The 24,096-nt window shown below is 35.5% G+C and carries 19 protein-coding genes; 16 read left to right on the top strand and 3 right to left on the bottom strand.

The window, feature by feature from the left end:
* Positions 1-1,336: 1,336 nt before the first annotated feature.
* The 3 genes from COD92_RS22600 to COD92_RS22590 all read left to right on the top strand — a co-directional run bounded on the left by COD92_RS22600 (position 1,337) and on the right by COD92_RS22590 (position 6,369).
* On the top strand, positions 1,337-2,146 hold the full coding sequence (locus tag COD92_RS22600; protein WP_098531562.1) for an SDR family NAD(P)-dependent oxidoreductase: 810 nt from the start codon (positions 1,337-1,339) through the stop codon (positions 2,144-2,146).
* 225 nt (positions 2,147-2,371) lie between these two features.
* Complete coding sequence (locus tag COD92_RS22595) at positions 2,372-5,005, top strand: glycosylhydrolase-like jelly roll fold domain-containing protein (protein ID WP_098531563.1); 2,634 nt, start codon at positions 2,372-2,374, stop codon at positions 5,003-5,005.
* 134 nt (positions 5,006-5,139) lie between these two features.
* Positions 5,140-6,369 carry a cytochrome P450 gene (locus COD92_RS22590; protein ID WP_098531564.1) on the top strand — a complete coding sequence of 410 codons (1,230 nt, stop codon included), beginning with the start codon at positions 5,140-5,142 and terminating at the stop codon, positions 6,367-6,369.
* 92 nt (positions 6,370-6,461) lie between these two features.
* Here COD92_RS22590 and COD92_RS22585 read toward each other — a convergent pair whose 3' ends face one another.
* A complete protein-coding gene (locus tag COD92_RS22585) occupies positions 6,462-7,709 on the bottom strand; it encodes a helix-turn-helix domain-containing protein (RefSeq protein WP_098531565.1) in 1,248 nt (415 codons plus the stop codon).
* A 172-nt stretch (positions 7,710-7,881) separates the two neighbouring features.
* Between COD92_RS22585 and COD92_RS22580 the strand changes: the two genes are divergently transcribed.
* The 7 genes from COD92_RS22580 (at position 7,882) to COD92_RS22555 (ending at position 16,555) form a co-directional block, all read left to right on the top strand.
* Positions 7,882-9,417, top strand: coding sequence for a glycoside hydrolase family 43 protein (locus COD92_RS22580; protein ID WP_098531566.1), 1,536 nt, complete (start codon positions 7,882-7,884; stop codon positions 9,415-9,417).
* Positions 9,418-9,522: 105 nt separating this feature from the next.
* Entirely contained in the window at positions 9,523-10,080 is a 558-nt protein-coding gene (locus COD92_RS22575) for a sugar phosphate isomerase/epimerase family protein (protein WP_218011298.1), read from the top strand.
* Positions 10,081-10,096: 16 nt separating this feature from the next.
* Positions 10,097-10,363, top strand: coding sequence for a hypothetical protein (locus COD92_RS32525; protein WP_218011299.1), 267 nt, complete (start codon positions 10,097-10,099; stop codon positions 10,361-10,363).
* Positions 10,364-10,419: 56 nt separating this feature from the next.
* Positions 10,420-11,718: a glycoside hydrolase family 1 protein gene (locus COD92_RS22570; RefSeq protein ID WP_098531567.1), complete on the top strand. Its 1,299-nt coding sequence runs from the start codon at positions 10,420-10,422 to the stop codon at positions 11,716-11,718.
* A 74-nt stretch (positions 11,719-11,792) separates the two neighbouring features.
* Positions 11,793-12,605: an SDR family NAD(P)-dependent oxidoreductase gene (locus tag COD92_RS22565; RefSeq protein ID WP_098531568.1), complete on the top strand. Its 813-nt coding sequence runs from the start codon at positions 11,793-11,795 to the stop codon at positions 12,603-12,605.
* Between the two features lie 59 nt (positions 12,606-12,664).
* A complete protein-coding gene (locus COD92_RS22560; protein ID WP_098531569.1) occupies positions 12,665-13,849 on the top strand; it encodes an ROK family transcriptional regulator in 1,185 nt (394 codons plus the stop codon).
* A gap of 402 nt (positions 13,850-14,251) precedes the next feature.
* Complete coding sequence (locus COD92_RS22555; protein WP_098996563.1) at positions 14,252-16,555, top strand: glycoside hydrolase family 2 protein; 2,304 nt, start codon at positions 14,252-14,254, stop codon at positions 16,553-16,555.
* A gap of 43 nt (positions 16,556-16,598) precedes the next feature.
* Here the strand turns inward: COD92_RS22555 and COD92_RS22550 are convergent, their stop codons facing one another.
* Positions 16,599-17,831: an AraC family transcriptional regulator gene (locus tag COD92_RS22550; RefSeq protein ID WP_255286718.1), complete on the bottom strand. Its 1,233-nt coding sequence runs from the start codon at positions 17,829-17,831 to the stop codon at positions 16,599-16,601.
* A gap of 351 nt (positions 17,832-18,182) precedes the next feature.
* Between COD92_RS22550 and COD92_RS22545 the strand changes: the two genes are divergently transcribed.
* From COD92_RS22545 to COD92_RS32210, 6 genes are all read left to right on the top strand, one after another.
* On the top strand, positions 18,183-19,589 hold the full coding sequence (locus tag COD92_RS22545; RefSeq protein WP_098531572.1) for an MFS transporter: 1,407 nt from the start codon (positions 18,183-18,185) through the stop codon (positions 19,587-19,589).
* Positions 19,590-20,016: 427 nt separating this feature from the next.
* Positions 20,017-20,676: an extracellular solute-binding protein gene (locus tag COD92_RS22540; protein WP_098531573.1), complete on the top strand. Its 660-nt coding sequence runs from the start codon at positions 20,017-20,019 to the stop codon at positions 20,674-20,676.
* Positions 20,677-21,406: 730 nt separating this feature from the next.
* A complete protein-coding gene (gene phaQ / locus COD92_RS22535) occupies positions 21,407-21,811 on the top strand; it encodes a poly-beta-hydroxybutyrate-responsive repressor (RefSeq protein WP_098531574.1) in 405 nt (134 codons plus the stop codon).
* A 16-nt stretch (positions 21,812-21,827) separates the two neighbouring features.
* Positions 21,828-22,472 (top strand): hypothetical protein, encoded by a 645-nt coding sequence (locus COD92_RS22530; RefSeq protein ID WP_098531575.1) that lies wholly within the window; start codon positions 21,828-21,830, stop codon positions 22,470-22,472.
* Positions 22,473-22,758: 286 nt separating this feature from the next.
* Complete coding sequence (gene sda, locus COD92_RS22525; protein ID WP_098531576.1) at positions 22,759-22,932, top strand: sporulation histidine kinase inhibitor Sda; 174 nt, start codon at positions 22,759-22,761, stop codon at positions 22,930-22,932.
* Positions 22,933-23,034: 102 nt separating this feature from the next.
* Positions 23,035-23,205, top strand: a complete 171-nt coding sequence (locus COD92_RS32210; RefSeq protein WP_176541285.1) for a hypothetical protein — start codon at positions 23,035-23,037, stop codon at positions 23,203-23,205.
* A gap of 71 nt (positions 23,206-23,276) precedes the next feature.
* Here the strand turns inward: COD92_RS32210 and COD92_RS22520 are convergent, their stop codons facing one another.
* Complete coding sequence (locus tag COD92_RS22520; protein ID WP_176541286.1) at positions 23,277-23,900, bottom strand: substrate-binding domain-containing protein; 624 nt, start codon at positions 23,898-23,900, stop codon at positions 23,277-23,279.
* Positions 23,901-24,096 lie beyond the last annotated feature (196 nt).

Genomic DNA, 24,096 nt, shown 5'->3' with positions numbered 1-24,096 from the left:
TTAGAAAGTAACGCGCTCTAAGGAAGAGAAGCGTTTTTCTTTTTTATTTATACAGAACATTTGTTTGAGTATAATAAAGGTATATAGAAACGGGGAGATGACGCAATGGCTAATCGCGTTCGAGGCGTTAAGAAGTGACAGTTCACCTTTGTAACGCCGGAGCAAATAAAGGTGTAGCGGGATTATTGGAAGGATCAGAAGCAGCAGCCTAAACCGTTTATGGTAGGGATTTAAGAGTTAAAACGGCATGAAAACGTGAAACAGAGCCCAAAGCGTACCGCCGTTACTAATGCAGTCAGCAGGTTAACGTTAAAGGGCAACTTAGATATTTTAGTGACTAAAATTCTAAAGGCATGAAATATTCCCGTACTTAATACAATTTTAATTACTTTTTTATACCTTCTTTGAATTCAAGTGAATGCTAGTTTATTGTAATTAGATTAGTATCCTCTTGATGATCATGATGTGTTTTTCCTACCCATGCTCCTTTCAAAGAGATTTCTTCAATCACGTAAATTTTACAATAGGTATTTCTTTTTAAATACATAGCAATTCATCATAATTACCACATAACTATAGGAAATAAGGAAATATATTTATTAAAGTGAATATTCGCAAGGACTTTTATTAATATTTTAGGAGGATAAATATGTCTATTATACGGGTTAATCAAGCAAGGTTATTCGATGTTTCTCATTGATAAGACATCACTACTGTAAATACGTTAAATACATTATTTATGAAGTTAAGATATCAAGTATTTAAAGTAACTTTTTACTCAATTTTTCTTCTTAGAATACTTTATATACTCCTGATTTCCTAGTACAGATAACTGCGTTTTGCTGGTGGTACCCCAGAAAATCCCTTGACGCCCAAAGGTTTTTGTAATCTGCTGGTTCCGAATGTGACTGTTATGTTAACTAGATTTGTATATAGTATTCATTTGATTTCTTATTTAATTTATTTTCAGAAAATTAATACTTTAGGAGCTTTTTTGCTTATATTAAAACGGATATGGGATTACACATACTATTTTTATATCAAACTCAAAATAAACTAAGGCTGACTTGATCATAAAGTCACTTTTTTTTATCGAGTAAGTATTATAGTACAAATTATATTACGAAATTACCATATTAAGATTCTGTTAGAAAATATAATTGTGTCGGAGAGTGGTCACTGGTAATAGTTTATCGCAGTGTACTTTGCAATTAAAAAAGGAGAAGAAATAATATCTATAGCTGATGGATACCATCAATAAAAGTAATCTCAGCCTTAGTAGGATTCCCTCTGGGAGAAAACTAATACTGTTTAAATTGTGGATGGAGGTTTTAACATGACTGATTTTTCAAGCGTGAAGGATAAGGTTGCAATTGTAACAGGTGCTGCTGATGGACTCGGTAAAGCTATTGCACTTTGTTACGGAGAAAATGGGATGAAAGTAGTTGTAGCTGATTTAAACCAAGAAAAAGGTGCAAAAGTCGTCGATGAAATTAAAGCTAAAGGCGGAGAAGCATCTTTCTTTAAAACGGATGTTAGTAAAGAGGAAGAAGTAAAAGCATTAGTCGATTTTGCTGTTTATACTTATGGGTGTTTAGATGGTATCGTTAATAATGCTGGCATTGCTGCTGAAAACCGTCCAACACATGAGTTTTCATTAAATGAATATGATTACTTAACTGAGGTTGATTTAAAAGGCGTTTTCCTAGGAATGAAATTTGGAATTGAAGCGATTTTAAGATCAAAATCTCCTTCTGGATTTGTTATTAATATCGCATCTATGGCAGGTCTTGAAGGGAATAATGCAATGGGAATTTATACGGCAGCAAAACACGGGGTCATCGGGTTTACAAAGAGTGCAGCATTAGACTATGCAAAACATAATATAACAGTTAATTCCATTTGTCCAGGAACATTCCGTACGTCTGTTTGGGGCGACACACCTGAAGAAACCATACAGCAATATGCAAACATTTTCTCCCCTAATGGTCGTCTTGGTGATCCAACAGAAGTAGGTTATTTAGCACTATTTTTGGCATCTGATTTATCACGTTATATTAGCGGGGTGGCGCTTCCTATTGATGCGGGCTCTGGCGCAGGAAAAACCACACCTGTTAAATGGATGCATCCTGAAATTTTAGATTAATTCAAGTAGACCTATAAGTTGACCTGAAGAAGACACCTGTTTATAGATCTGCTCTGACCTTAAAAAAATCTATTTATCAGAATAAATTACAAAAAATACTTCTAAAATACCATAAAAATAACTGGGTATCTATTAATCTATGAATAGAAAGCGGCTAAATAAAAATAAGAGAATCCTCAGAACCTTTAGGATAAGTATATTTTAATAAAATATTGAGGTGGAAAAATGTCTAGTAGATTGGATGATGTGTTAGCAGGTAACGAAGATAATTATATTTTACCTTTTTTTTGGCAGCATGGTGAAGAGGAAGAAGTACTTCGAGAAGAAATGGCCCGTATACATGAGTCGAAAATACGAGCGGTGTGTGTAGAGGCACGCCCGCATCCAGATTTTCTTGGCCCCAAATGGTGGAAAGACATGGATATTATCATGGAGGAAGCAAGAGCCCGTGACATGCGTGTATGGATCCTTGACGACGACCATTTTCCAACTGGTCATGCAGCCGGTCGTTTGAAGGATGCCCCAAAAGAGCTACGTCGTCTCTTTTTATCAGTCAATCATGTTGATGCAGTGGGACCAAGACGTAACTCCTCTTTTATGGTAGCTCCGGTTCCTTATGTACCTGGTTATTTCGAAACAGGAGGAGGTGATATATCGGCTGTAATCGCCATAAAACGTGATTCAATTACAGGAGAATTGACAGATATAATTAAGGATTTAACAGCAAAAGTTGAGAATGGGAAGCTTTACTGGGATGTTCCAGAAGGTTATTGGCGGATATTTACGATCATTGAAAATGATAAGAACGGAGATCCTAAAAAGAAGGATTACTTGAATCCTTTGGTAAAGGAATCGGTTCGAGTTCTTATAGATACAGTTCACGAGGCATTTTACGATCGTTATCGTGATGACTTCGGGCGTACAATTGCGGGATTTTTCTCGGACGAGCCCGGCTTCTATAATGATGAGGATACGTTTGACTATGATTCAAAACTTGGTAAACAAGGGGTTACATTACCTTGGAGCGCAGAAATGGATAAATTGCTAGAAGAGGAGTTTGGATCTGACTACAAAAAGTTTTTACCATTCCTTTGGCACGATGGCGGAAAAATGACTTCAAAAATACGCTTCAGTTATATGAATCTGGTAAGCAAGCTATATGCTGAAAATTTCACCATGCAGATTGGTGATTGGTGCAGGGAGCACGGTGTCGAGTATATCGGCCATATTCTAGAGGACAACAATCTTCATACTAGGTTAGGCGCTGGTTCAGGGCATTTCTTCCGAGCATTGGGAGGACAGGATATGTCTGGGCTTGATGTCGTACTCTGGCAGCTTAATCCAGGTTTCGATGAAATTCCTTCTAGAAAGTTCTCAGGGGAAGCTGATAACGAGTTTTATAATTACGGGATGGCAAAAATGGCAGCGTCACTTGCGCATTTGGATCCGAAAAAGAAGGGCCGTACAATGGCAGAAGTTTTTGGTGCCTATGGCTGGGTGGAAGGGCTAAAGCTAATGAAATGGCTTACTGACCATATGCTCGTTCGTGGTGTCAATTATTTTGTTCCGCACGCCTTCTCGCCGAAGGAATATCCGGATTACGATTGTCCTCCGCACATGTACGCGCGAGGGAAGAATCCTCAATACCGCTATTATCAATATTTGAATCAGTATACAAATCGAATGAGCCATCTCTTGTCAGGAGGTACACATGTGGCATCGGCAGCTGTTTTGTATCATGCTGAAGCCGAGTGGTCAGGCAACTTTATGTATTTTCAAAAGCCTGTGAAGGAATTAATGAGGAACCAGATTGACTGCGATATTCTTCCGTGTGATGCCATAATAGGGGATGTAGAAGTTCAAAATGCAAAACTGATTTCTCAAGATGAGACCTTTGATTGCTTGATTATACCTTATTCTGAAGCATTACCAACTAGAGTGTTAAAACGATTTGCTGATTTTGCAAAACAAGGCCTGCCAATCTTCTTTATAGATCGACTACCTCAACGTTCATGTGAAGGTGAGGTTATAGATGATGTGATTGAAATTTTGGCAGCAAATGAAAGTGTTGAAGTCATTTTATTAGATGGTCTTGCTGAAAAAATGAAAAACACTGGATACTTTGATATCCAAGTAAAAGGTCCTCAACCATATTTACGTTATTTTCATGTTAATCACCAGGAAATGGATGTCTTTATGTTCTTTAATGAGCATCCCATTCATGAGATCGTTACCGAGGTTGAGCTCCCAGTTACAGGGAAAATTTTGTTCTATGATGCGTATGAGAATATTGTCAGGGATGCTCACGTAAGTGCAGTGGGTGCGAAGTCACTTATTTCTATTAAGCTAGCACCGTTTGAAACCATTGTAGTGGTTTCTGGTTCAGATCTTTCAGGAATAGAGGGTAGCCCTAGTTTGAATAAGCTACAAATCGCATCTACTATAGAAGGTCCTTGGTCACTTTCAACAGCAACGTCCTTGCAATATCCTTCCTTTACCCCTTGGGGGCCACTTGAGTCATTAACTGATATAAGTCGTGTTGGCAGCTTACAATCCTTTTCTGGTACATTACGATATGAAACAGAATTCAATTGGACTACAGAAGAGAAACGAGTAATGATTGATCTTGGGGAAGTGTTTGAAACAGCTGAGGTATTTGTAAATGATGAATCTCTAGGAGTTCGTATTTCGGGTCCGTACCAGTTTGAATTAAGCGGTATTCTGCGAGAGGGAAAAAATTCACTTGTTATAGAGGTGACTAATACGCTTGTGAAGGAAAACCCTGACACACTTTCGCGCATTGCACAACATGAGCCAAGCGGCCTGCTGGGACCAGTTCATATATTGGTTGAAGAATAATTAAGAATAATGTGCTACAAGAAAAAGCACTTAATAGAAATGAAGGTATTTAATCACAAAGTATTTTAATAACATAGCATTTTGATAACGTTTAATTCTCTTATGCAGAAAATACAAATAAAAGAGGTGGACATATGAAAGAAATGATTTCCTTACAAGATATTACAAAATTTCAAACTAAGTCAGAAGAGTTTTTTCCTCTTGAATGGTATAAAAAAATGCTCAATAACGATCCTGTATTCTATCATAAAGAAACCGATACCTGGAATGTTTTTAGATATGATGACGTCAAACAGGTATTAAGCAACCATGAAATATTTTCAAGTGTAGGCAATAAAACAACGATTGGAGTCGGTGCAAATAATAAGGAAGGAGCGATCCCTGATAAACTGAATCTTACCGAAGTTGATCCTCCCCAACATCAAAAAAGTAGGTCCCTATTGTCAGCTGCTTTTACACCACGCAGCCTAAAAAGTTGGGAACCACGGATTCAACAAATTGCTACACAACTAGTAGATGACATGATAGGAGATACTGTTATCGATATTGTGGAGGAGCTGGCAGGGCTCTTTCCGACTATGGTAATGGCCGACCTGATTGGTGTCCCTTCAAAAGATTGTCTTATGTATAAAAAATGGGTAGATATTCTATTTCAACCATATACGAAAGATAAACAGCAGGAAATCGATATGAAAAAGCAAGCTGCTGCCATAGAATATTTCCAATACCTGTATCCATTAGTTGTTCAAAAACGGTCAAATCCCTCTGATGATATTATCTCGGATTTATTGAAGGCGGAAGTAAATGGTGAAAGATTTACGGATGATGAGGTCGTTCGAACAACCATGCTTTTGTTAGGAGCAGGTATCGAAACAACAGGTCACGCGATGTCTAGCATTTTTTATTCACTTTTGTATGATGATGAGAACTTATATGAAGAATTAAGAAACGACTTGGAACTTGTACCAAAAGCAGTTGAAGAAATGCTTCGTTACCGATTTCATATTGGTAAAAGAGAACGTTTCATTAAAAGGGATACTAATATCTGGGGTGTCGAACTTAAAAAGGGAGATGTTGTCATTGCGTGGATGAGCGCAGCCAATATGGACGAAACCATGTTTGAGAATCCATTCGAAATGAATATTCATCGGGAAAATAATAAAAGACATTTATCATTTGGTAATGGGCCGCATTTTTGTCTTGGTGCGCCTCTTGCCAGATTAGAATTGAACATAGCATTAACCACATTTTTGCAAAAAATTTCTCGAATTGAGCCAATTGCATCATTTGACTTGGAGAATAATTTAACTGATTCTGCGCCAGGCCAATCACTGATTCATTTACCACTTAAGATATATAAGTAAGTAGCTAAGCTTAAATAGCCGACTCTTCCTTTGTAAATTTGATTTTGAGAGTCGGCTTTTATAAACATAAACCCTATAGTATCACCGTAGGGTTACTTTTTATCTAACAGATGATGTCTTTCCCTAAATTGCTTTGGTGTTATACCTACCAATTTTTTAAATACCTTCGTAAAATAACTTTGGTCATAAAAATTTAATAACGAACAAATATCAGATATGGGAGTGTTACTGTAGGCAAGTAATTTTTTTACCTCGTCAATTTTTGTTTGTTGAATATATTCGCTAACGGTCATGCCAACTTCCTTTTTAAACAAAAAGGACAAGTATTTCGGGCTTAGCTCAACCTTATTGGCTATATCGTTATGGTTAATTTCTTCATAAATATGTTTGTAAATATAATCCTTACAGGTTGTAATTGTTTTGGAATATTGTTCATCCTTTATTTCTTTTACTTTTTCCGCAAATGTATAAAGAGCATCCCCTGCCAAGCTTCTAATCTCATCTAATCGATTTAGTTCCTCCACTTGTTGTATGAAGTTGTCATGTAATGAAAAAGCTATTTCCTCATGCAATCCACCATCAATAGCAGCTCTAGAAACTAAAGTGATGAGAGTAATGATATGGTTTTTGTTAGAGCGAAGATAACTAGACTTAGATAAAATACTAGCCGCTTCTTCTTCTTTTATTGCAGAGAGCTCTTTTAAGTTTTCGACTCTCCCTTCTCTTATTATAGATAAGAGTTTCTTTTCAAACAGGCGGTCATGATGAACGATATTATATTGTAGATTGTGTGAAACAGTTAAATCGACTTTTTCATTGGTTATGTTCGTATCCGATAGTTTCGCATTCTCACTCATGATTAATTTAGGTGAAAGAAGTTCGTTATTGAACAAGTGATAGATAAATACACTTATATTTATCAGTTTTTCATGTCCAATTATAGGTAAAGATCTATAATAATGAAATACTTTTTCTCGATAGAAAAATGCATAAGAGTCATTAATGATGCCATTTATTTTCTCTTCAGATAATGGAAAGGAAAGAGCAGGTCCCGTTGCAACAGTACCTTCAAAGACTTGATTATTGAAAACACTAACAAAAATATATTTCTCAGAAAATACCGATTTTTTAATAACTGGAAACCGGTATTCTTTACTAGGTTTAAAATTCAAAGGGTTTAAAAATTTTTCCGTTTGGTTTTCGTATAAAGGATTTAACGAGTGATTGTTTAAACTTTCAAAGATAACTTCTCCATTTGGATTGATGAAAAGAACGGGTAAATCAAATGTTTCTGCAACGAGATGACACCTATTTATAATCGTTTCGGAGAACGTGCTCACCTATTATCAACTCCCTGGCAGAGATATTGCCTATTTTTCTATTAATAGTACTAAAAAACATACTAAATTACCATAACAATTATAATGTCAATGTTACTATAAATTTGAAAGTGGTTTCAATATAGTCTAAAAAGTTAGATTTCAATCATTCAAAAAGGAAGGACCTGTTGATATGAAGTACACCAATCCAGTTATTAGCGGCTTTCATCCGGATCCAAGTGTATGTAAGGTTGGAGATGATTTTTATTTAGTAACTAGCTCTTTTGAATATTTCCCTGGTATTCCAATCTTTCATAGTAAAGATTTAGTGAACTGGGAGCAGATTGGTCATGTATTAACACTTGAAAGTCAACTGCCTCTAACTCGTCAACATTCTCATGTACGGTCACAAGGCATTTATGCACCAACTATTCGCCATCATAATGGCAGATTTTATGTCATTACAACTAATATTACAATCATGAAAAGTTTCTATGTGTGGGCGGATCAACCAGATGGTCCGTGGTCTGAACCAATCTTTATCGAAGGATGGAGAGGGTATGACCCATCCTTGTTTTTTGACAATGACGGCAAAGTGTACCTGACTGGGGCAAGCTTTCCGGGCTTTGGAACAGAAGCGATTTTTCAGGCAGAAATTGATTTAGAAACAGGCGAACTCGTAAGCGAGAACCAGATGATTTGGGAAGGAACAGGTAATAGTTCTCCGGAAGGTCCTCATTTATATAAAATTAATGACTGGTATTATTTAATGATTGCTGAAGGAGGGACAGAGTTTGGACATATGGTGACAATAGCGAGAAGCAGGAGTCCGTATGGTCCGTTTGAAAGCAACCCTAATAATCCGATCTTGTCCAATCGAAGCAGTAAGAAGCAAATTCAAGCGACTGGACATGCTGACTTAGTACAAGCAACAGATGGTACTTGGTGGGCTGTATTTTTAGGGATAAGACCTGTCAAAAGTACAAAACTCCATCATTTAGGCCGGGAAACGAACCTAGCCCCAGTAGCATGGTCGGAAGAAGGTTGGCCGGTGATTGGAAACAATGTTCGAGCTGAAGTGGAGCATGATGCCAAAGCACTTCCGTTAAGTACTACTCAGACATGGCAGGAAAACGATGATTTTGATAGCAAATCATTATCACACGTTTGGAATTTTTACAGAAATCCAGATGTTGAATCATGGTCATTAACCGAAAAACCAGGATCATTGACACTCAACGGTCAGCCGTGCACGTTAAATGACACAGGATCACCAGTTTTCGTTGGTCGCAGACAGCAACATTTCAACTGTGTGGTTTCCACGTTAATGGAATTTTCCCCTAATCAAGATGGGGAAGAAGCTGGTTTAACCGTATTTATGAACGAGAACTTTCATTATGATATTGCAAAGACAGTCCAATATGGGAAATCGATCATTCTATACCGCCGTCGTGTAGGAAGTTTGTGGAAGGTGGAAAGAAAAATCGAGTATGACGAACCGAGTGTTGTATTTACTGTAAAAGCTACCGATATAAATTTTACCTTTAGTTATCAATCAGCAAATGGAGTAGAGAAAGTATTAGGTAGTGGGGAAACATCATTTCTATCAACTCAAATTGCTGGTGGGTTTACTGGAATATATTTCGCCATGTATGCAACAGGAAACGGAAAGGCATCGACGACACCTGCGCATTTCGAATATTTTAAATATCTTCCTGAAAAAGAGTAAAACGAGCTAAGGTTCACTGAGATTTTTTTAGGCTTAATTCTGAACTAATTTATTTTAACAGATGGTGTTGATATTCAAGATATACAGAAGTAAGGAGGATATAGTTTGCCAGTAAAAGGAATTCAACAGTTTCAACTTCGGACTGTAATCGGAACAGAGAAAAAGGCAAAGGAGACCCTTCATGCAGTGAAAGATGCAGGTTATGAAGGAATTGAGCTATGCGGATTCATGATTAAGAAAATGCCTATTATTGTCCGCGGCTTGACAAGGCTGGAAGGTATGCCGATAGGACGCAGCGGAAAATTAGACTGGAAGAAATTGATAGCAGAATCTGGATTAAAAGTAATCGGTATTCATGAGGATTTAGGAAGTTTCCTGAAAAATTCCCAGGATATCATTGCCGAAGCAAAGGAGTATGGAACAGATTATGTTGTTGTTACAGGGATGCACCGTTTTGATTATTCCAATAAGCAGGCGGTACTTGAACTGGCAGGCAAATTAAACCAGGCAGGGAAATTGTTGAAGGAAGGCGGGATTCATTTCCTATATCACAATCATAACTGTGAATTCCGTAAAGTTGAACCAGGAAAAACGACATTTCAGCTCTTAGTGGAGAAAACGGATCCACAATATGTAAATTTTGAGTTCTTATTGGCCTGCTGAGGCCGGATGCGATACGTTGGAACTGATGAATTTTCTGGGCAAAAGAATGAAGTTGTATCACATCAATGACTGGGGAACCAGAGTGACAGGCGCTAAAAGGGCTATTCTAAAGTCTGACAACATGGAATTAGGGTACGGAAATATGAATCTGAAAGAACACATAGATATTGCAAAAAAGAATGGTGTAGAAGTTGTTATTCTGGAGAGCCACAAAAATTGGGTGGAAAAATCACCTGTAAAGTCATTTCAGCTTAGTGCTGAATTTATGAATACATTTGTTTAGATTTTAAGAGACCATAATTGATAAATAACCAAATAATAGGGATGAAGGGGATATATATGATTAAATTTTCAAGTGATTTTATGATTGGTGCTGCTACAGCGGCACACCAAGTGGAAGGTAATAATGTCTACAGTGATTTTTGGACAATGGAGCATATCCCTGGCACGATGTACAAAGAGCCGTCCTTAGATGCCGTTGATCATTATCATAGGTACAAAGAAGATATTGAGTTGTTAGTCAATGCGGGGTTGAATACGTATCGTTTTTCAATCGAATGGGCGCGAATCGAACCTGCCAAAGGCAAACTTGATCAAAATGAGATTGAACATTACAGAGAAGTCCTTGAGTTCTGTCATCAAAACAATGTAACACCGATTGTGACTTTACATCACTTTTCATCACCTAAATGGTTGATTTCAGAGGGGGGATGGGAAAGTGAATCAACCATTGAGTACTTCGGCAATTATTGTCGGTATGTGGTTTCGGAATTGGGCCATTTAATTCCTTATATTTGTACGATTAATGAAGCGAATATGGGTAAACAGATAGAGAAGATCATGAAAAGAATGATGACTGGTGCTAATGAAAAAAATTCAGCAAAAAAAGAGGATAGTGTAGATGTCCAGGTTGGTCTAAATGTCGATATGAAAGCGACAATGGAGCAATATTACCGATCTTTGGGAGAGGCCTTCGGAATTGACCCTAGGAAAGTACAACCTTTTCTTTCCCCACGAACCGAAAATGGTGAACTCATCATTATGAAATGTCATGAAAAGGCAAGAAACGTAATTAAAGAAGTGAATCCAAATATTAAGGTTGGGATTACCTTTTCACTTTATGACCATCAAGCGTTACCTGGTGGAGAATCATTCGTTGAAAAGGAGCAGTACGAGGACTTTCTTAACTATCTGCCGTTTCTTCAAGAAGATGACTTTTTAGGAGTCCAAAATTACTCAAGGAAAATACATGGGCCAGATGGTGTTGTTAAACCGGATGAAACAGCTAGATTAACAAAAATGGGATATGAATATTATCCAGAGGCATTGGGAAATGTCTTGCGATTTGTTGCTAAACATTGGGATAAACCGATCATTGTTACAGAAAATGGTATATCTACGGACAAAGATGAGGAAAGAGTGGAGTTTATTGAACGGGCACTAACTGGTGTGTATCAATGTCTTGAAGAGGGGATTAATGTGATTGGTTATACCTATTGGTCATTATTAGATAATTTCGAGTGGCAATTAGGATATGCCCAAACCTTTGGGTTAATATCTGTTGATCGATCCACGCAAACTAGATATCCGAAGGAAAGCCTTTCGTTTTTAGGTCATATTAAAAAGGCTGGACTTTAATACTTATAGGAAAATTCTGGACCAATAATTTAAGGAGATTCTAAATTGAAGTAGACCATAAGGAGAGTACTAAAATGAAAGTTTTAGACAAAGTGATTGTTGTTACAGGAGCTGGAGGCGGTATAGGGCGTGAATTAGTCCTTAACCTCTTATCTAAAGGGGCGAGTGTTGCTGCTGTTGACATTAACAGAGAGGCACTGGAAGAAACGATTAAGCAAGCTGGTGAAAAAAGGGATAAACTATCCACTCACATCGTGAACCTAACAGAAAGAGAGGCTGTTGAAGCACTTCCAGATCAAGTCATCGCTCATCATGGGGCTGTAGACGGAATCATTAATAATGCGGGGATTATTCAACCGTTTGTTCATGTTAATGACCTTGATTTTGATAAAATCAAACTAGTAATGGATATCAATTTTTACGGAACGCTTTACATGACGAAAGCTTTCCTGCCTTATCTGTTGGTAAGGTCAATAGGACATATCACGAACATTTCTAGTATGGGTGGATTTCTTCCTGTTCCGGGCCAATCCATTTATGGTGCATCAAAGGCTGCTGTTAAACTGATGACTGAAGGATTACACGCTGAACTTAAAGATACAAATGTAAAAGTAACCGTTGTTTTCCCAGGTGGTGTTGGTACAGATATTATGAAAAACTCTGGGGTAGAGGATGCTACAAATACGAATGCAAGCGAGCAAGATCTATCCAAATTATTAACACCAGAGGAAGCAGCCGAAATCATTGTATATGGGATGGAAACAGATCAATACAGAGTGTTAGCAGGTAAAGATTCAAAAATCATGGATAAACTATATCGTTTGAGTCCAAAACGAGCAGTTGGGCTGATTGCTAAAAATATGAAAAATTTAATTGAGGTAAAATAATTTAAAATCTAATTGTAATCCTATCAGATAGATATTTTATTGGAATAGAAGGGTAAACTATGGAAATTGGTGTTGCGACTCATCTAAAGAAGATTAATAGAAGCTTGATACTGAGCAAAATTATAAAACATGGGACGATCTCTAGGTCTGAGTTAGCTACTATTACAAATCTAACGAAAGCAACAATTTCTGCACGGGTTGCAGATTTATTAGATCAAGAGTTGATTATTGAATCTCATCCAGAGTGTAAAAATATTGGAAGAAAGCCTATTATGGTTTCTCTTAGGCCACAAGCTGGTTATGCATTAGGAATTGATCTGGACCATGGAAATATTACATTTATTGTTTCTGACTTAATGGGAAATCCAGTATATTCTGAGATTTTAGAGTGGGATAACTCTAATTATGAAGAGATACTTCATATCTTAATCAAGCAAATTAAAGGTTACCAAGAAAAATTTTCCCATAGTCGTTTTGGAATTATTGGTGTTGCCATTGGTATCCATGGAACGGTCAATAATGATGAAACAATCAGTTTTGTTCCACAGCATAAATGGTATAACAAGGACCTAAAAGGTGACCTAGAGAAAAATGTAAATATGAAAGTTTATGTTGAAAATAATGCAAATTTATGTTCATTTGCAGAAAAAGTATATCATTACCATCAAAGTGAGAACTTAATCAGCATCAGTATGTATTCTGGAATAGGTCTAGGATATTTAATTAACGGAGAACTGGTAAAAGGGTATAATGGCTACGCAGGTGAAATTGGTCATATGATTATCAATCCGGAAGGAAAACCTTGTAATTGTGGGAAAGTCGGTTGTTGGGAGTTGTATGCTTCTGAAATTAGCTACTTTAATCAATTATCTCAAAAACTTGATAAACCAAAATTGACCTGCAATGACATCAAAAATCTTATTAAGGCAAGGAACCCAGCTGTTATGACTCAAATGGATGATTTTATAAAGTATGTTTCCATCGGCCTAAATAATATTATTAATCTACTAAATCCTGAAATACTAGTCTTAAATAGTGAATTATTAAAATTGTTTCCTGATGCAGTAAGTAAAATTAAATCAAACTTAAAAACTTCTCTCAGTAATTATAAAGAGTTATTCATTTCAGAACTCGGTACAAGGGCATGTGTAATGGGTGCTTGTGCTCTAGCAATTAAGAATTTTTTAGAAATACCTGAGTTAAGCTTAACAATTAATCAGAATTCGGTGAAAAAGATTATTTAAAAAGCTTTAAGGGAGTTCACAAGTTTTTAACAATTTGTTTTAAAAAAGTAATGCGAATTAATCCCGACAGGTTAAGCTCTGTCGGGTTATTTTTTTACCATTAGGAAAAGCAAAGTATGAAATACCAAAATGAAAAAGGTAATTAATTTACGAATTCTCACAAAAAATTACGAGAGATTACTAGTGTTTTGAATTATTATTAGAACATAACATTGGGGGTATATCCTTCCTAGATGAGGTAATGCAATAGGCTATCTCTGAAACAATGTATTAACTTCAAAAATAAATTAGTATATAGGGTTTCCATAAGGAGGAGAATGAAATAGGGAAATAAATGTTTAATAGATTTTGAAATCGTTATCAATACTGCATTTTTCTATAAACAGAAAGGGAGGCTAGTTTGTGAGAAAAACTATAAATCTAAATAGTAGCTGGAAATTTATACGGCAAGATGAAATACAGGCAATGAATAAGTCCTATAACGACGAGAGCTGGGAGGAAGTAAATGTCCCCCACACTTGGAATGCGATTGATGGTGCAAATGGATTAAACTATTATACAGGTGCTTGCTGGTATAGGAAAGAATTTGTTCTAGATAGTGTAGCAAAGAGAAATAAGGTATTTATTGAGTTTAATGGCTCTAACAGTATCACAGATGTATATGTAAACGGTCAGTATATGGGTCAACACAGAGGTGGATACTCTACCTTTAGGTTCGATATTACGGAGGCTGTAGATTTTGACAGCAAAAATATGTTGTCCGTAAAAGTGGATAATACTGTTGTCGATGATGTCTATCCACAAAAGGCTGACTTCACCTTCTACGGTGGAATCTATAGAAATGTAAATCTTATTATTGCCATTCCAGTTCACTTTGATCTAATGGATTATGGTTCTTCTGGAGTATATATTGTTCAGGAGGAAGTAAGTCATGAGACAGCTTCCTTGATAATCAAAACTAGAGTAGTTAATGACCATGATGAAGATAAAAAAATAAGGCTATGGGCAGATATTCTGGATGCAGAAGGTAATATTGCTGCCTATGCTGCAAAAGAAGTACTCATACCAACTGGTGAAACAAAAGTAGTAGAAATGCCTGCAACAATAGTAAATCCTACACTTTGGAATGGCAGGAAAAAGCCTTATTTGTATGATGTAAAAGTATCAATCGTGAGTTTCAATGATACCTTCGACGAACTATCTATTCCTTTTGGGGTCAGATTTTTTAATGTTGATCCCGAAAAAGGGTTCTTTTTAAATGGTGAGCAGCTTGAATTAAAAGGTGTTTCAAGGCATCAGGATCGAAAAGATATGGGCTGGGCAATCACGGAAAAAGAAGAAATTGAAGATATGCAGTTAATTAAAGAGATTGGAGCTACTTCCATAAGACTTGCTCACTATCAGCATAACCAACATTTCTATGATTTGTGTGATAGAGAGGGTATGGTTGTTTGGGCTGAAATACCCTTTATATCCGTTATGTCGACATCAGAACTAGAGGGTATTAATGCAAAACAACAGATGATTGAACTAATCAGGCAGAACTTTAATCATCCTTCCATTATGTTCTGGGGGATACAGAATGAAATACAAATTGGCGGTGAAAGACCTGAAGTAAGAAAACTTGTTAAGGAGCTTCACGAGTTAACAAAGCAAGAGGATCATACGAGACTGTCTACAATGGCAAATGTTTCGTTTGTTAGAGATTCAGACGAATATAATTTTACAACAGATGTACTTGGATTTAATCACTATTTTGGATGGTATTCTGGTAAACCTGAAGATTTTTCTGATTGGATTGATCGTTTCCACAAGACTAATCCAGATGTCGCTTTATGTATATCAGAATACGGAGCAGAGGGAATTATTGAATACCATAGCAGTAATCCAAAAGTTAGGGACTATTCGGAAGAGTATCATGCATTGTGCCATGAAAAAATTTGGAAAATTTTTGAAATGAAACCTTTCCTTTGGGGAACCTATGTATGGAATATGTTTGATTTCGGGGCTAATATCCGTGATGAAGGCGGCGTAAAGGGAAGAAACAATAAGGGCCTGGTGACCTACGATAGAAAGATTAAAAAGGATGCCTTTTATATGTATAAGGCTCATTGGAGTGATGTAAAATTTGTACATATCGCTAGCAAACGTTTTATTGACCGAGCGGAAGAGGAAATAAATATCAAAGTCTATTCTAATTGTGATCATGTATCTCTTTTTGTGAATGGAAATGAGCTTGAAACAAAAGTTAGTAATGACAGGGTCTTTATTTTTGAAGATGTTTTATTGCAAGAAGGAGTAAATTTAGTTAAGGCAGTAAGCAGCCATGTGGGTGCTGTGTTGGAAGATACGGCTGTTTTTAATAAGGTTTCGGAGCCTAACCCAAGCTATGAGGCACCTGATGAAGGAAAAGGAGAGGCAGTAGAAAATTGGTTTCAAATGCCGGACTTGAGTGATGTGGAATTAGAAGAGATCCAGATTTCCGAGGATGTATACTCCACCCGCTGTACCTTCGGAGAAATTGTTAACAATGAAGAAGCCAAGGAGGTAATTAGAAAGTATTTAGGAAAGCTCGATGAGCATCCAATGTTTGCTATGACATTAGGAATGACGGTTGATCAAGTATCTTCCATGGCCAAAGAAGTCTATACCGAAAAAATGATGTTTATATTAAACAAAGAATTAACTAAAATAAAAAAGTCGTAAGCTAAGAAAAGGGGCTGTCAACACAGCCTCTTTTTGTTATGAACTAACTTTTATTTTTTCTATACTCTGACGGTGTTAGGCCTTTTATTTTCTTAAAGACCTTCGTAAAATAATTAACATCATTAAATCCAACCATAAATGCAATATCCGTAATTGAAATATTTTCATTTTCCAAGATGTAAAGTGCTTCATTAATTCTTCTGTTATTTATAAATTCCGTAATCGCTTTACCAGTTTCCTTTTTAAATTGTCTGGACAGTTCATATGGGCTAAGATTAAGAGCTCCAGAAATAGAATCCAAACTCAAGTTCTGATTCAAATTGATCCGGATATATTCTATCGCTTTACGTATTGGAGAGCTGTAGTTCTTTAATGAGAGCTTTCTTACCGCATCACAATAGCCTAATTGCATAGATCTATATAATTCTGAAGTTTGCTGAAAGGATATACATTTTTCAATTTGGACGGCGAATTTTGTTGATAAACTATGAAGATAAATGGGGTGAACTCCTCCTTTTTCGGCTGCTTTTCGTAGTAATGTGTTTAACACAAACCCCGTATTTTTAATGGAACGCAAAGGGTCATTCGGAATTCGGTGAGAGATATTCAGCGTAGATTGGTTTTCGGTCATGATTGTATTATATAATTCTATATTACCTGATTCCACCGCATACAGCATCTCATTTTCCATGCGGTATCTTTTTTCAATAGTCTCCATTGCTTGCTCCGTATTTTCTTTTATTAAATCGAAAGGAACTGGGTGTTCTGTTTGAAAGTCATAGGATAAGGCCCCTATTTTTAGATTTTCAAAAGTGTAGGAATGAAAAGTTGATACCAAATAGGAAAGAAATTCGGCCGTATTATTTGCCTTATATGTACTAATCATAGGGAGTGTCAAATAATACTGTGACATTATATTTTTTAGTGAAATGGCCATTTTGTTGTCTGAAATGATGGATTCAATCATGAATATTGTTGGCTCCTCCAGGAGATACGGGCCTATAACAATACTTCCAATATATTTACCATCATCAGTCACTTTAGCCGATATAAAATTTAGTCTATAAGAATTTGAGTGAAATGATACGTCGTACTCAGATTCATAGTCATTTAGGTTCAAACGTTCAATCATTCCGGAAAAGTAAGGTTTTAACGGTTCTGGAAATGTAGTGAGACTATTCTCTAATTTAATAGTAGCTGATTGATCTACAAAAAAAGTATCCATATTTGAAAAATGAAAGGTAAATTTGCTGATTTGTTCTAATCCATTTGTCATGTTCACTATAAATTCCCCTTTTTTTATATCAGTTTAACGGTCTTATTTAAATTATATAAATTTTACGAATTAGCACAATATATTACGCTATAATAGCAAAAAGAAAATCGTGCAAAATTCTACTCTTTAACACAAAAAATTACGAGAGTCTTAATGGGTTTTTAATTATCATTAAGCCATAGCGTTATGAAAACGGTTACTAATCATCGAGGTAAAAGACATTTATTTTAGTAGCAGTTAGCTTGCGGTTTTATGTGATTACCAAATTTTATATGAGGGAGTGGAAGAAATAAAAGGTTAATAACACGTGGTTTTGACAACAAATTTATAATATAGGAGGGGGAAGTATTAATGAATTCACCAGAAGCTATCCAAAGTGTAACTGTTATAGAAAGTGAAGACAAAAAACTTAAATTTAGTGAGAAGTTAGCTGCAACGTTGAATAGTACTACAGGGGTATTTCACAGTCAAGTCATACAAGTATTCTTATTATTTTACTATACAGACATTATGAAAATTAGCGCTGCATATGTTGCAGGATTATTCCTAGTTGCTCGTATTGTCGATGCCTTTTTGGCACCAATTTTTGGAATATTTATAGATAAAGTAACAACCCCTTGGGGAAAATATAAGCCATGGTATATATTGACCGGTGCTTTGATCGGTATTTTTGGATGGCTTACCTTTACAAATTTCAACCTCGGTCCTACTGGAAATGTAGTATATGCTACGATTACTTATTTTATTTACAGTGCTCTTAAGTCAATGGAACAAGCACCTGCAAACGCATTAGTGCCTGCCATCACAAAGAGTATTAATGAAAGGATGTCAATTAATCAAATTAGCTACTTTTTTATGATGATAGCAATTTTGACTGCGCAAATGGGTATACAGCCTTTATACAAAAGGGTAGGCGGTGGTGATCCGGCCTTAGGATTTTCCATTATTATGGGGGCAGTTGCAGTTATTGGGATATTAATAGCAGTATTCCAACAATACACAGTAAAGGAAAGATATATAGCTCAAGTAATAACGGATGAGAATAAACCGTCTCTTAAAGAAATGTTTGTTACTGTTATTACAAACAAATATGCTCTAATTACATTTATATATATATTTGCTATTAATTTATCTGGAGGTATAAGATCCGGTCTTACTATCTATTTTTTTAAGTACTTTTTCCACAATGAGGGGTTAATGGTTATTGCCGGAGCGGTTGGTATGCTGCCAACTCTCATTGGTGTAGCATTTAGTTCAATAGTTTCTAAACGTATCGGTATTAGAAAAAATTTGATTTTAAGTATTATTGTTGGTTCAGTAACAACGGCAGCAATTGTACTCATTCCACCTTCTTCAACCGGTGTTATCATGTATTTGGTATTAACTGCTGTAGGAAATTTATTTGTTGGGCTTGCTACCCCTGCCCAGGGTACGATGTTGCCAGCTGTTATGGATTATTCTGAGTGGAAAACTGGAAAAAATATTAACGCACTTATGGGGTCTTTCTCCGGATTTTTACAAACGTTCGCCACAGCTATATCAGGTGCGATAGCAGCCGGTTCGCTTTCCCTTATTGGGTATGTTGGAGGGGCAGCAGAACAAAGCAGTTCTACATTGTTAGGTCTTAAGGTCTTAATGAGTGTTGTTCCTGCTGCCGTTACCTTGATCCAATTAGCTGTACTGTGGTATGACCTTTCAGAGAGTAAGCAGGCCCAGATTACGAAAGAACTCGCAGATAGCAGAAATCAGAATGCTTAATAAATTGTAACGTAATTTAAATATTGATTTGAATAGACGGAGCCTTTGCGCTAAAAAGGGCAGCCGTTTAATAATTAAAAAAATTGGAGGTACCATCATGATTTATCATATTTTTTAAAGGATTAAGGTTAGGTTTCCTCGTCGCACGGCAGAAAAGCGTGTAAAAGTATCGCTTATTACTGGAGCGGCATGACAGGGTTGCAAGAGGCGATATTTGATGATGATGAAGTTGAAAATGATTCGTCTGATTCTGTCTCGTGCACCAAATACGTAGGGGAAACATACTAGATATCTTCATTTATATAATAGAACAAAGAGTTAGCCTTTTTATTTTTTCTCATTAAACAACTATCATCAACAATTTTAATTTCAATATGTGCTAAATTCATATTGACTATTATATGTACGCCCGGACAAAGGAAATGCAATCCTTTACAACTGGATTCTAAATAGTGGTGGTGCTCTTACTGACGAAAAAGGTACAAAGTTAGATTTCGCTTCTGATGAAACCCTTGAAGTCATGAAAAAAGTGAAAAAAATGATTTATGAGCAAAAAGCGGGTCCTGAGTCCATCTCAGGAGCAGATGTTGACAATCTTATGTATGCTGGTCAATTAGCAATTGAAATAAACGGCCCGTGGTTAAATAATGGATTAAAGAAAAATGAAGTGAACTATGGTGTGACCACATTACCAACTGGAAACGATGGAACTAAACAAGCGATCTTAGATGGTGTTGGGTTTGCCGTTCCTTCAAGTACAGAAGAAAGCCAAAAAGAAGCGATCTATGAATTTATTAAACACTGGAACACAACTGAAATCGGAAAAAAATGGAGCATGGACAATGGTTTTCCTCCATTCCTCAAATCTGTTGCTGACGATTCTGAGGTTAAGGGAGTTAAAATTGTTTCTGAGTTATCAAAGCAAATTGATTACGCTAAGCCATTTATGATTGCTTCACCTAAATTTAGCCAACTTAATACCGATATTGTTAATCCAATGATTGAAAAATTATTAGGAGGAGAAGACCCTGAGAAGTTAATGAATGATGCTGATAAAGAAATTAATAATCTCCTATCTTCAAAATAGGTGAATCGGCTTATTAAAAACTCTTTAAAGCGAAAATTTTAATTCTTATTGTATATCTGAGTTAAGTCATAAAGAAATCGACTGATTAGTAACAAGAGATAGAGACTGGATTGCTTACAAATATGTTGACGAGTTAAGACTAAGATAAAAAACCACAAGGATAATTATCACTTGTGGTTTTTTGAATTTAATCAATAAATATCTTAACTCTAGAACAATTAAGGGGTAGTTCAAAATTTTTATCAATTTTTTTCTGTTGTATGTATATGTTGTGCCAGCTCGGTATTTAATTAATAAAGTTTACCTTCTAAAGAAAGAGTAGGTCAGCTTGAAAGAGAAGTTGAACGCCTACAAAGAGAAGTTGAACGTCTACAGGTTCGTCTTCTTCATCTTTCCTGTAATGTAAAGGGACGTTCCATGCCTGAGTGCAGAACATCCTTTTTTGTGTGTCACATAACAGTCGTTGGTGTGATCGAGTGAGCATACAACATGGAGAAAATTAATAGGTGTTAGTAGCACTGTCGAATTAATCACATATATGTAATATACATTAACTTATCGAAAAATTATAATACAAATATAAATATCAGATTATTTCCATAATGAAAAGAAATTTTTTATTAATTCAGCATTAAAAGGGCTTTTATACATTTTATTGTTTATTTGTAATTGACGAAGCATAACTTATATATGTAAAATACATATATAGAAATTATGTTGAGGTGTAGTCATGAAAAATTCTAAAAAGGAAAATAATGTTGCTCCATCTAAGAACTTTATTGTTCCATTTATATTATTGCTTCTTAGTAGGATGTCACTTCATGGCTACGAACTAAATCAAAAGCTTCAAGCTTTCGGTTTTCAAACTCTTGACCAAGGAAACTTGTATCGATTGTTGAGGCAACTAGAGAATGACAATCTTGTGCAATCTGAGTGGCTTACTAATGGAAGCGGTCCTGCCAAAAGATGTTATTCAATAACAGATATTGGTAAAACGTACTTAAAAGGTCATGCCAGACAACTCGAGCAATACCAATCCATGCTTCACCAATTTTTTACAGTGTATTCTAGTTTTCTTGAACTCTACATTTCTCCATTTAATACGGAGGATAAAATAGAGAAATTTAAAAAATAAATGAGGAGGAACGAAAATGGCTCAAAAGGTGATTCAGCAAAAAGAAGAAGTTCTAAAAAAGGAAGTTAATAAATTGGAGGTTCCAAAAGTAGAGGTTGCAAAAGTTGAGATTCAAAAAGTAGAACAACAAAAAGAAACAAGTTTTGTTTCGGATTCATATATTGAAACGCTTTGGGGTCATGTTGAAGGTGCAGTATCTCGTACAGGAGAACTGAGAGAACAAAGCCAAGTACTTTACTTAAATGCTATAAAAGAAACAACAAAGTTCAATGGAGTATACCGCAAAACTTTAAAGGGTCTTTTGGAACAAGCGATAAATTTAAATAGTGATTTCCGTAAAGGTTTTTTCCAAAACTCCATTATGAAAACAAATGAATCTGCTCAAGAAGTGACTGAATCTTTAAAAAGTCAAGTAAATGAAGCAGCTAGTAAATTAGAGGAGCTTTATTTAACTCCAATTAACGCAGCCTTTGATTTAAGCGAAAAAGCAGAGAAGCTTTTTGAACAAAATTGCGAGGAATTCATTGAATATACAAATGAAGCACTGAATGTTTGGGAAGCTGTCACAGACAACTATTTACAACAAGCAAGAAAAACTCATCAAGATATTGCTCATCGATTGGAAGATAGCTTGCGTGTACTAGTTGCTCCAAGTAAATAGTATACATATCTAAAGAAAAAACACATTCTGTCTCGAATGAGCCCTTCTTATTAATAAATATCCTATATCGGACAAAAAAAGCAGCTTCACCTTTAAAGGCACGCTGCTTTTTTATTTCTTGATTAGAACTGTTCCTTATATTTGAAATTAAATGATGGTATAAATATCAAGAGTTTTTGAAAATAAACAGGGAGCTACATTGGCTGATGGCATTTTACAACTGAGAATTCCCTTTTCATATTCTTACTTGAAAGAAGGTATTTGAGTAAAGTGGAGTGAAACAAGTATGCATAACCTTAGTACTGAACTATTGCTAGAAGCATTTAATTCTGCTATTAAGTTAAATCTTTGCAAAGACTTTATTCAGTTATTGGCTAATGAGTTAGACAGACGATTAACTAATGAATCACCCATAAATGATTATAGAAAAATTTTAAATCAGTATATTAAATCAGATTAGAAGTTGAATTTATTTTTTATTTAAAGATCTTCCAAGAATAAGTTGGGTTTTTACCGCTTAGAATTAAAATTCAGCATTCTATTAAAAAATGGAGGGATTTTTATGAATGAACAAGAAAAAACTATATTTATGAGTGAACAAGAAAAAGCTTTACTATACAAAACTTCTAGCATTTTAAGAAAAGATACAAGCAATATGAGTTTAAACGATATTATAGAAGAACTAGTTCTTGTTATAGAATCAAAAACAAAAGATGACAGATGGCCAGATTAAGAATAGAAATAAAGCAATATTAGATGTTAAAAGCCCCATCCAATTATACTTGGATGGGGGATTTTCGTTATTCAGGATATTAACAATAAATTTTTAAACATTCCTAAAAACTTGGATTTTTCTGGAAAAGTCCTGTCATAGGATCGTATATGCCAAAATGATATATCTGAAGATTGATTGGAATCAATATTTTTAAAAGGAATGAGTTTTATATCTCCGTTAAGCACTTCAGGTTCGTTTTTAATTACGGAATCATAGCCAATGGAGATACCTTGCCCTGCTACTACTGATTTTCGAATGATATCAAGATTATTTGTAAGGAATGCCACTTTATTATTAGGAAAGAGTGAATCCATTAATTGTTTAACATGTTCTTCGTTAAAAACAATAATTTGTTCATTTATTAAATCATCTGGAGTAACAAATTTATGTGAAATTAGTCTTGAATTTCTATATACGCATATACATAGTCTTCCACTGTTTAAAGCCCCATAAACGATGCCAAGCTCTTCTTCTAAATCTGGATGATCCGCTTGTAATAAACCAATATCACATTCATCCAATTTTGCATCCTTCAATACATTACTGGGTGTATTTTCTCGAATTTCAACCATGATATTAGGAAATTTATTTTGAAATTCCAATAACGCATGAAATACCTGATAAGAAAGAGCGGTGGTACAAAATATCTTCAAAACGGATTTGGATAATTCTTGTTGGTATTTTGCTTCTTCCTTAAACTCATAAAGCTTTGAAAGAATTTCGTATGCTTTTTTGATTAATGAATAATAATATCATAGACCAAACTGAAGAGATAAAAAAATTACGTGAAGAATTAGCCCAAGATACTAAAAACTAGAATTTCCTCTTCAACTCCCTCAGTTTAATACG

Source organism: Bacillus sp. AFS037270 (genome assembly GCF_002585305.1).
This window is presented reverse-complemented; position numbering and strand designations above follow the sequence as displayed.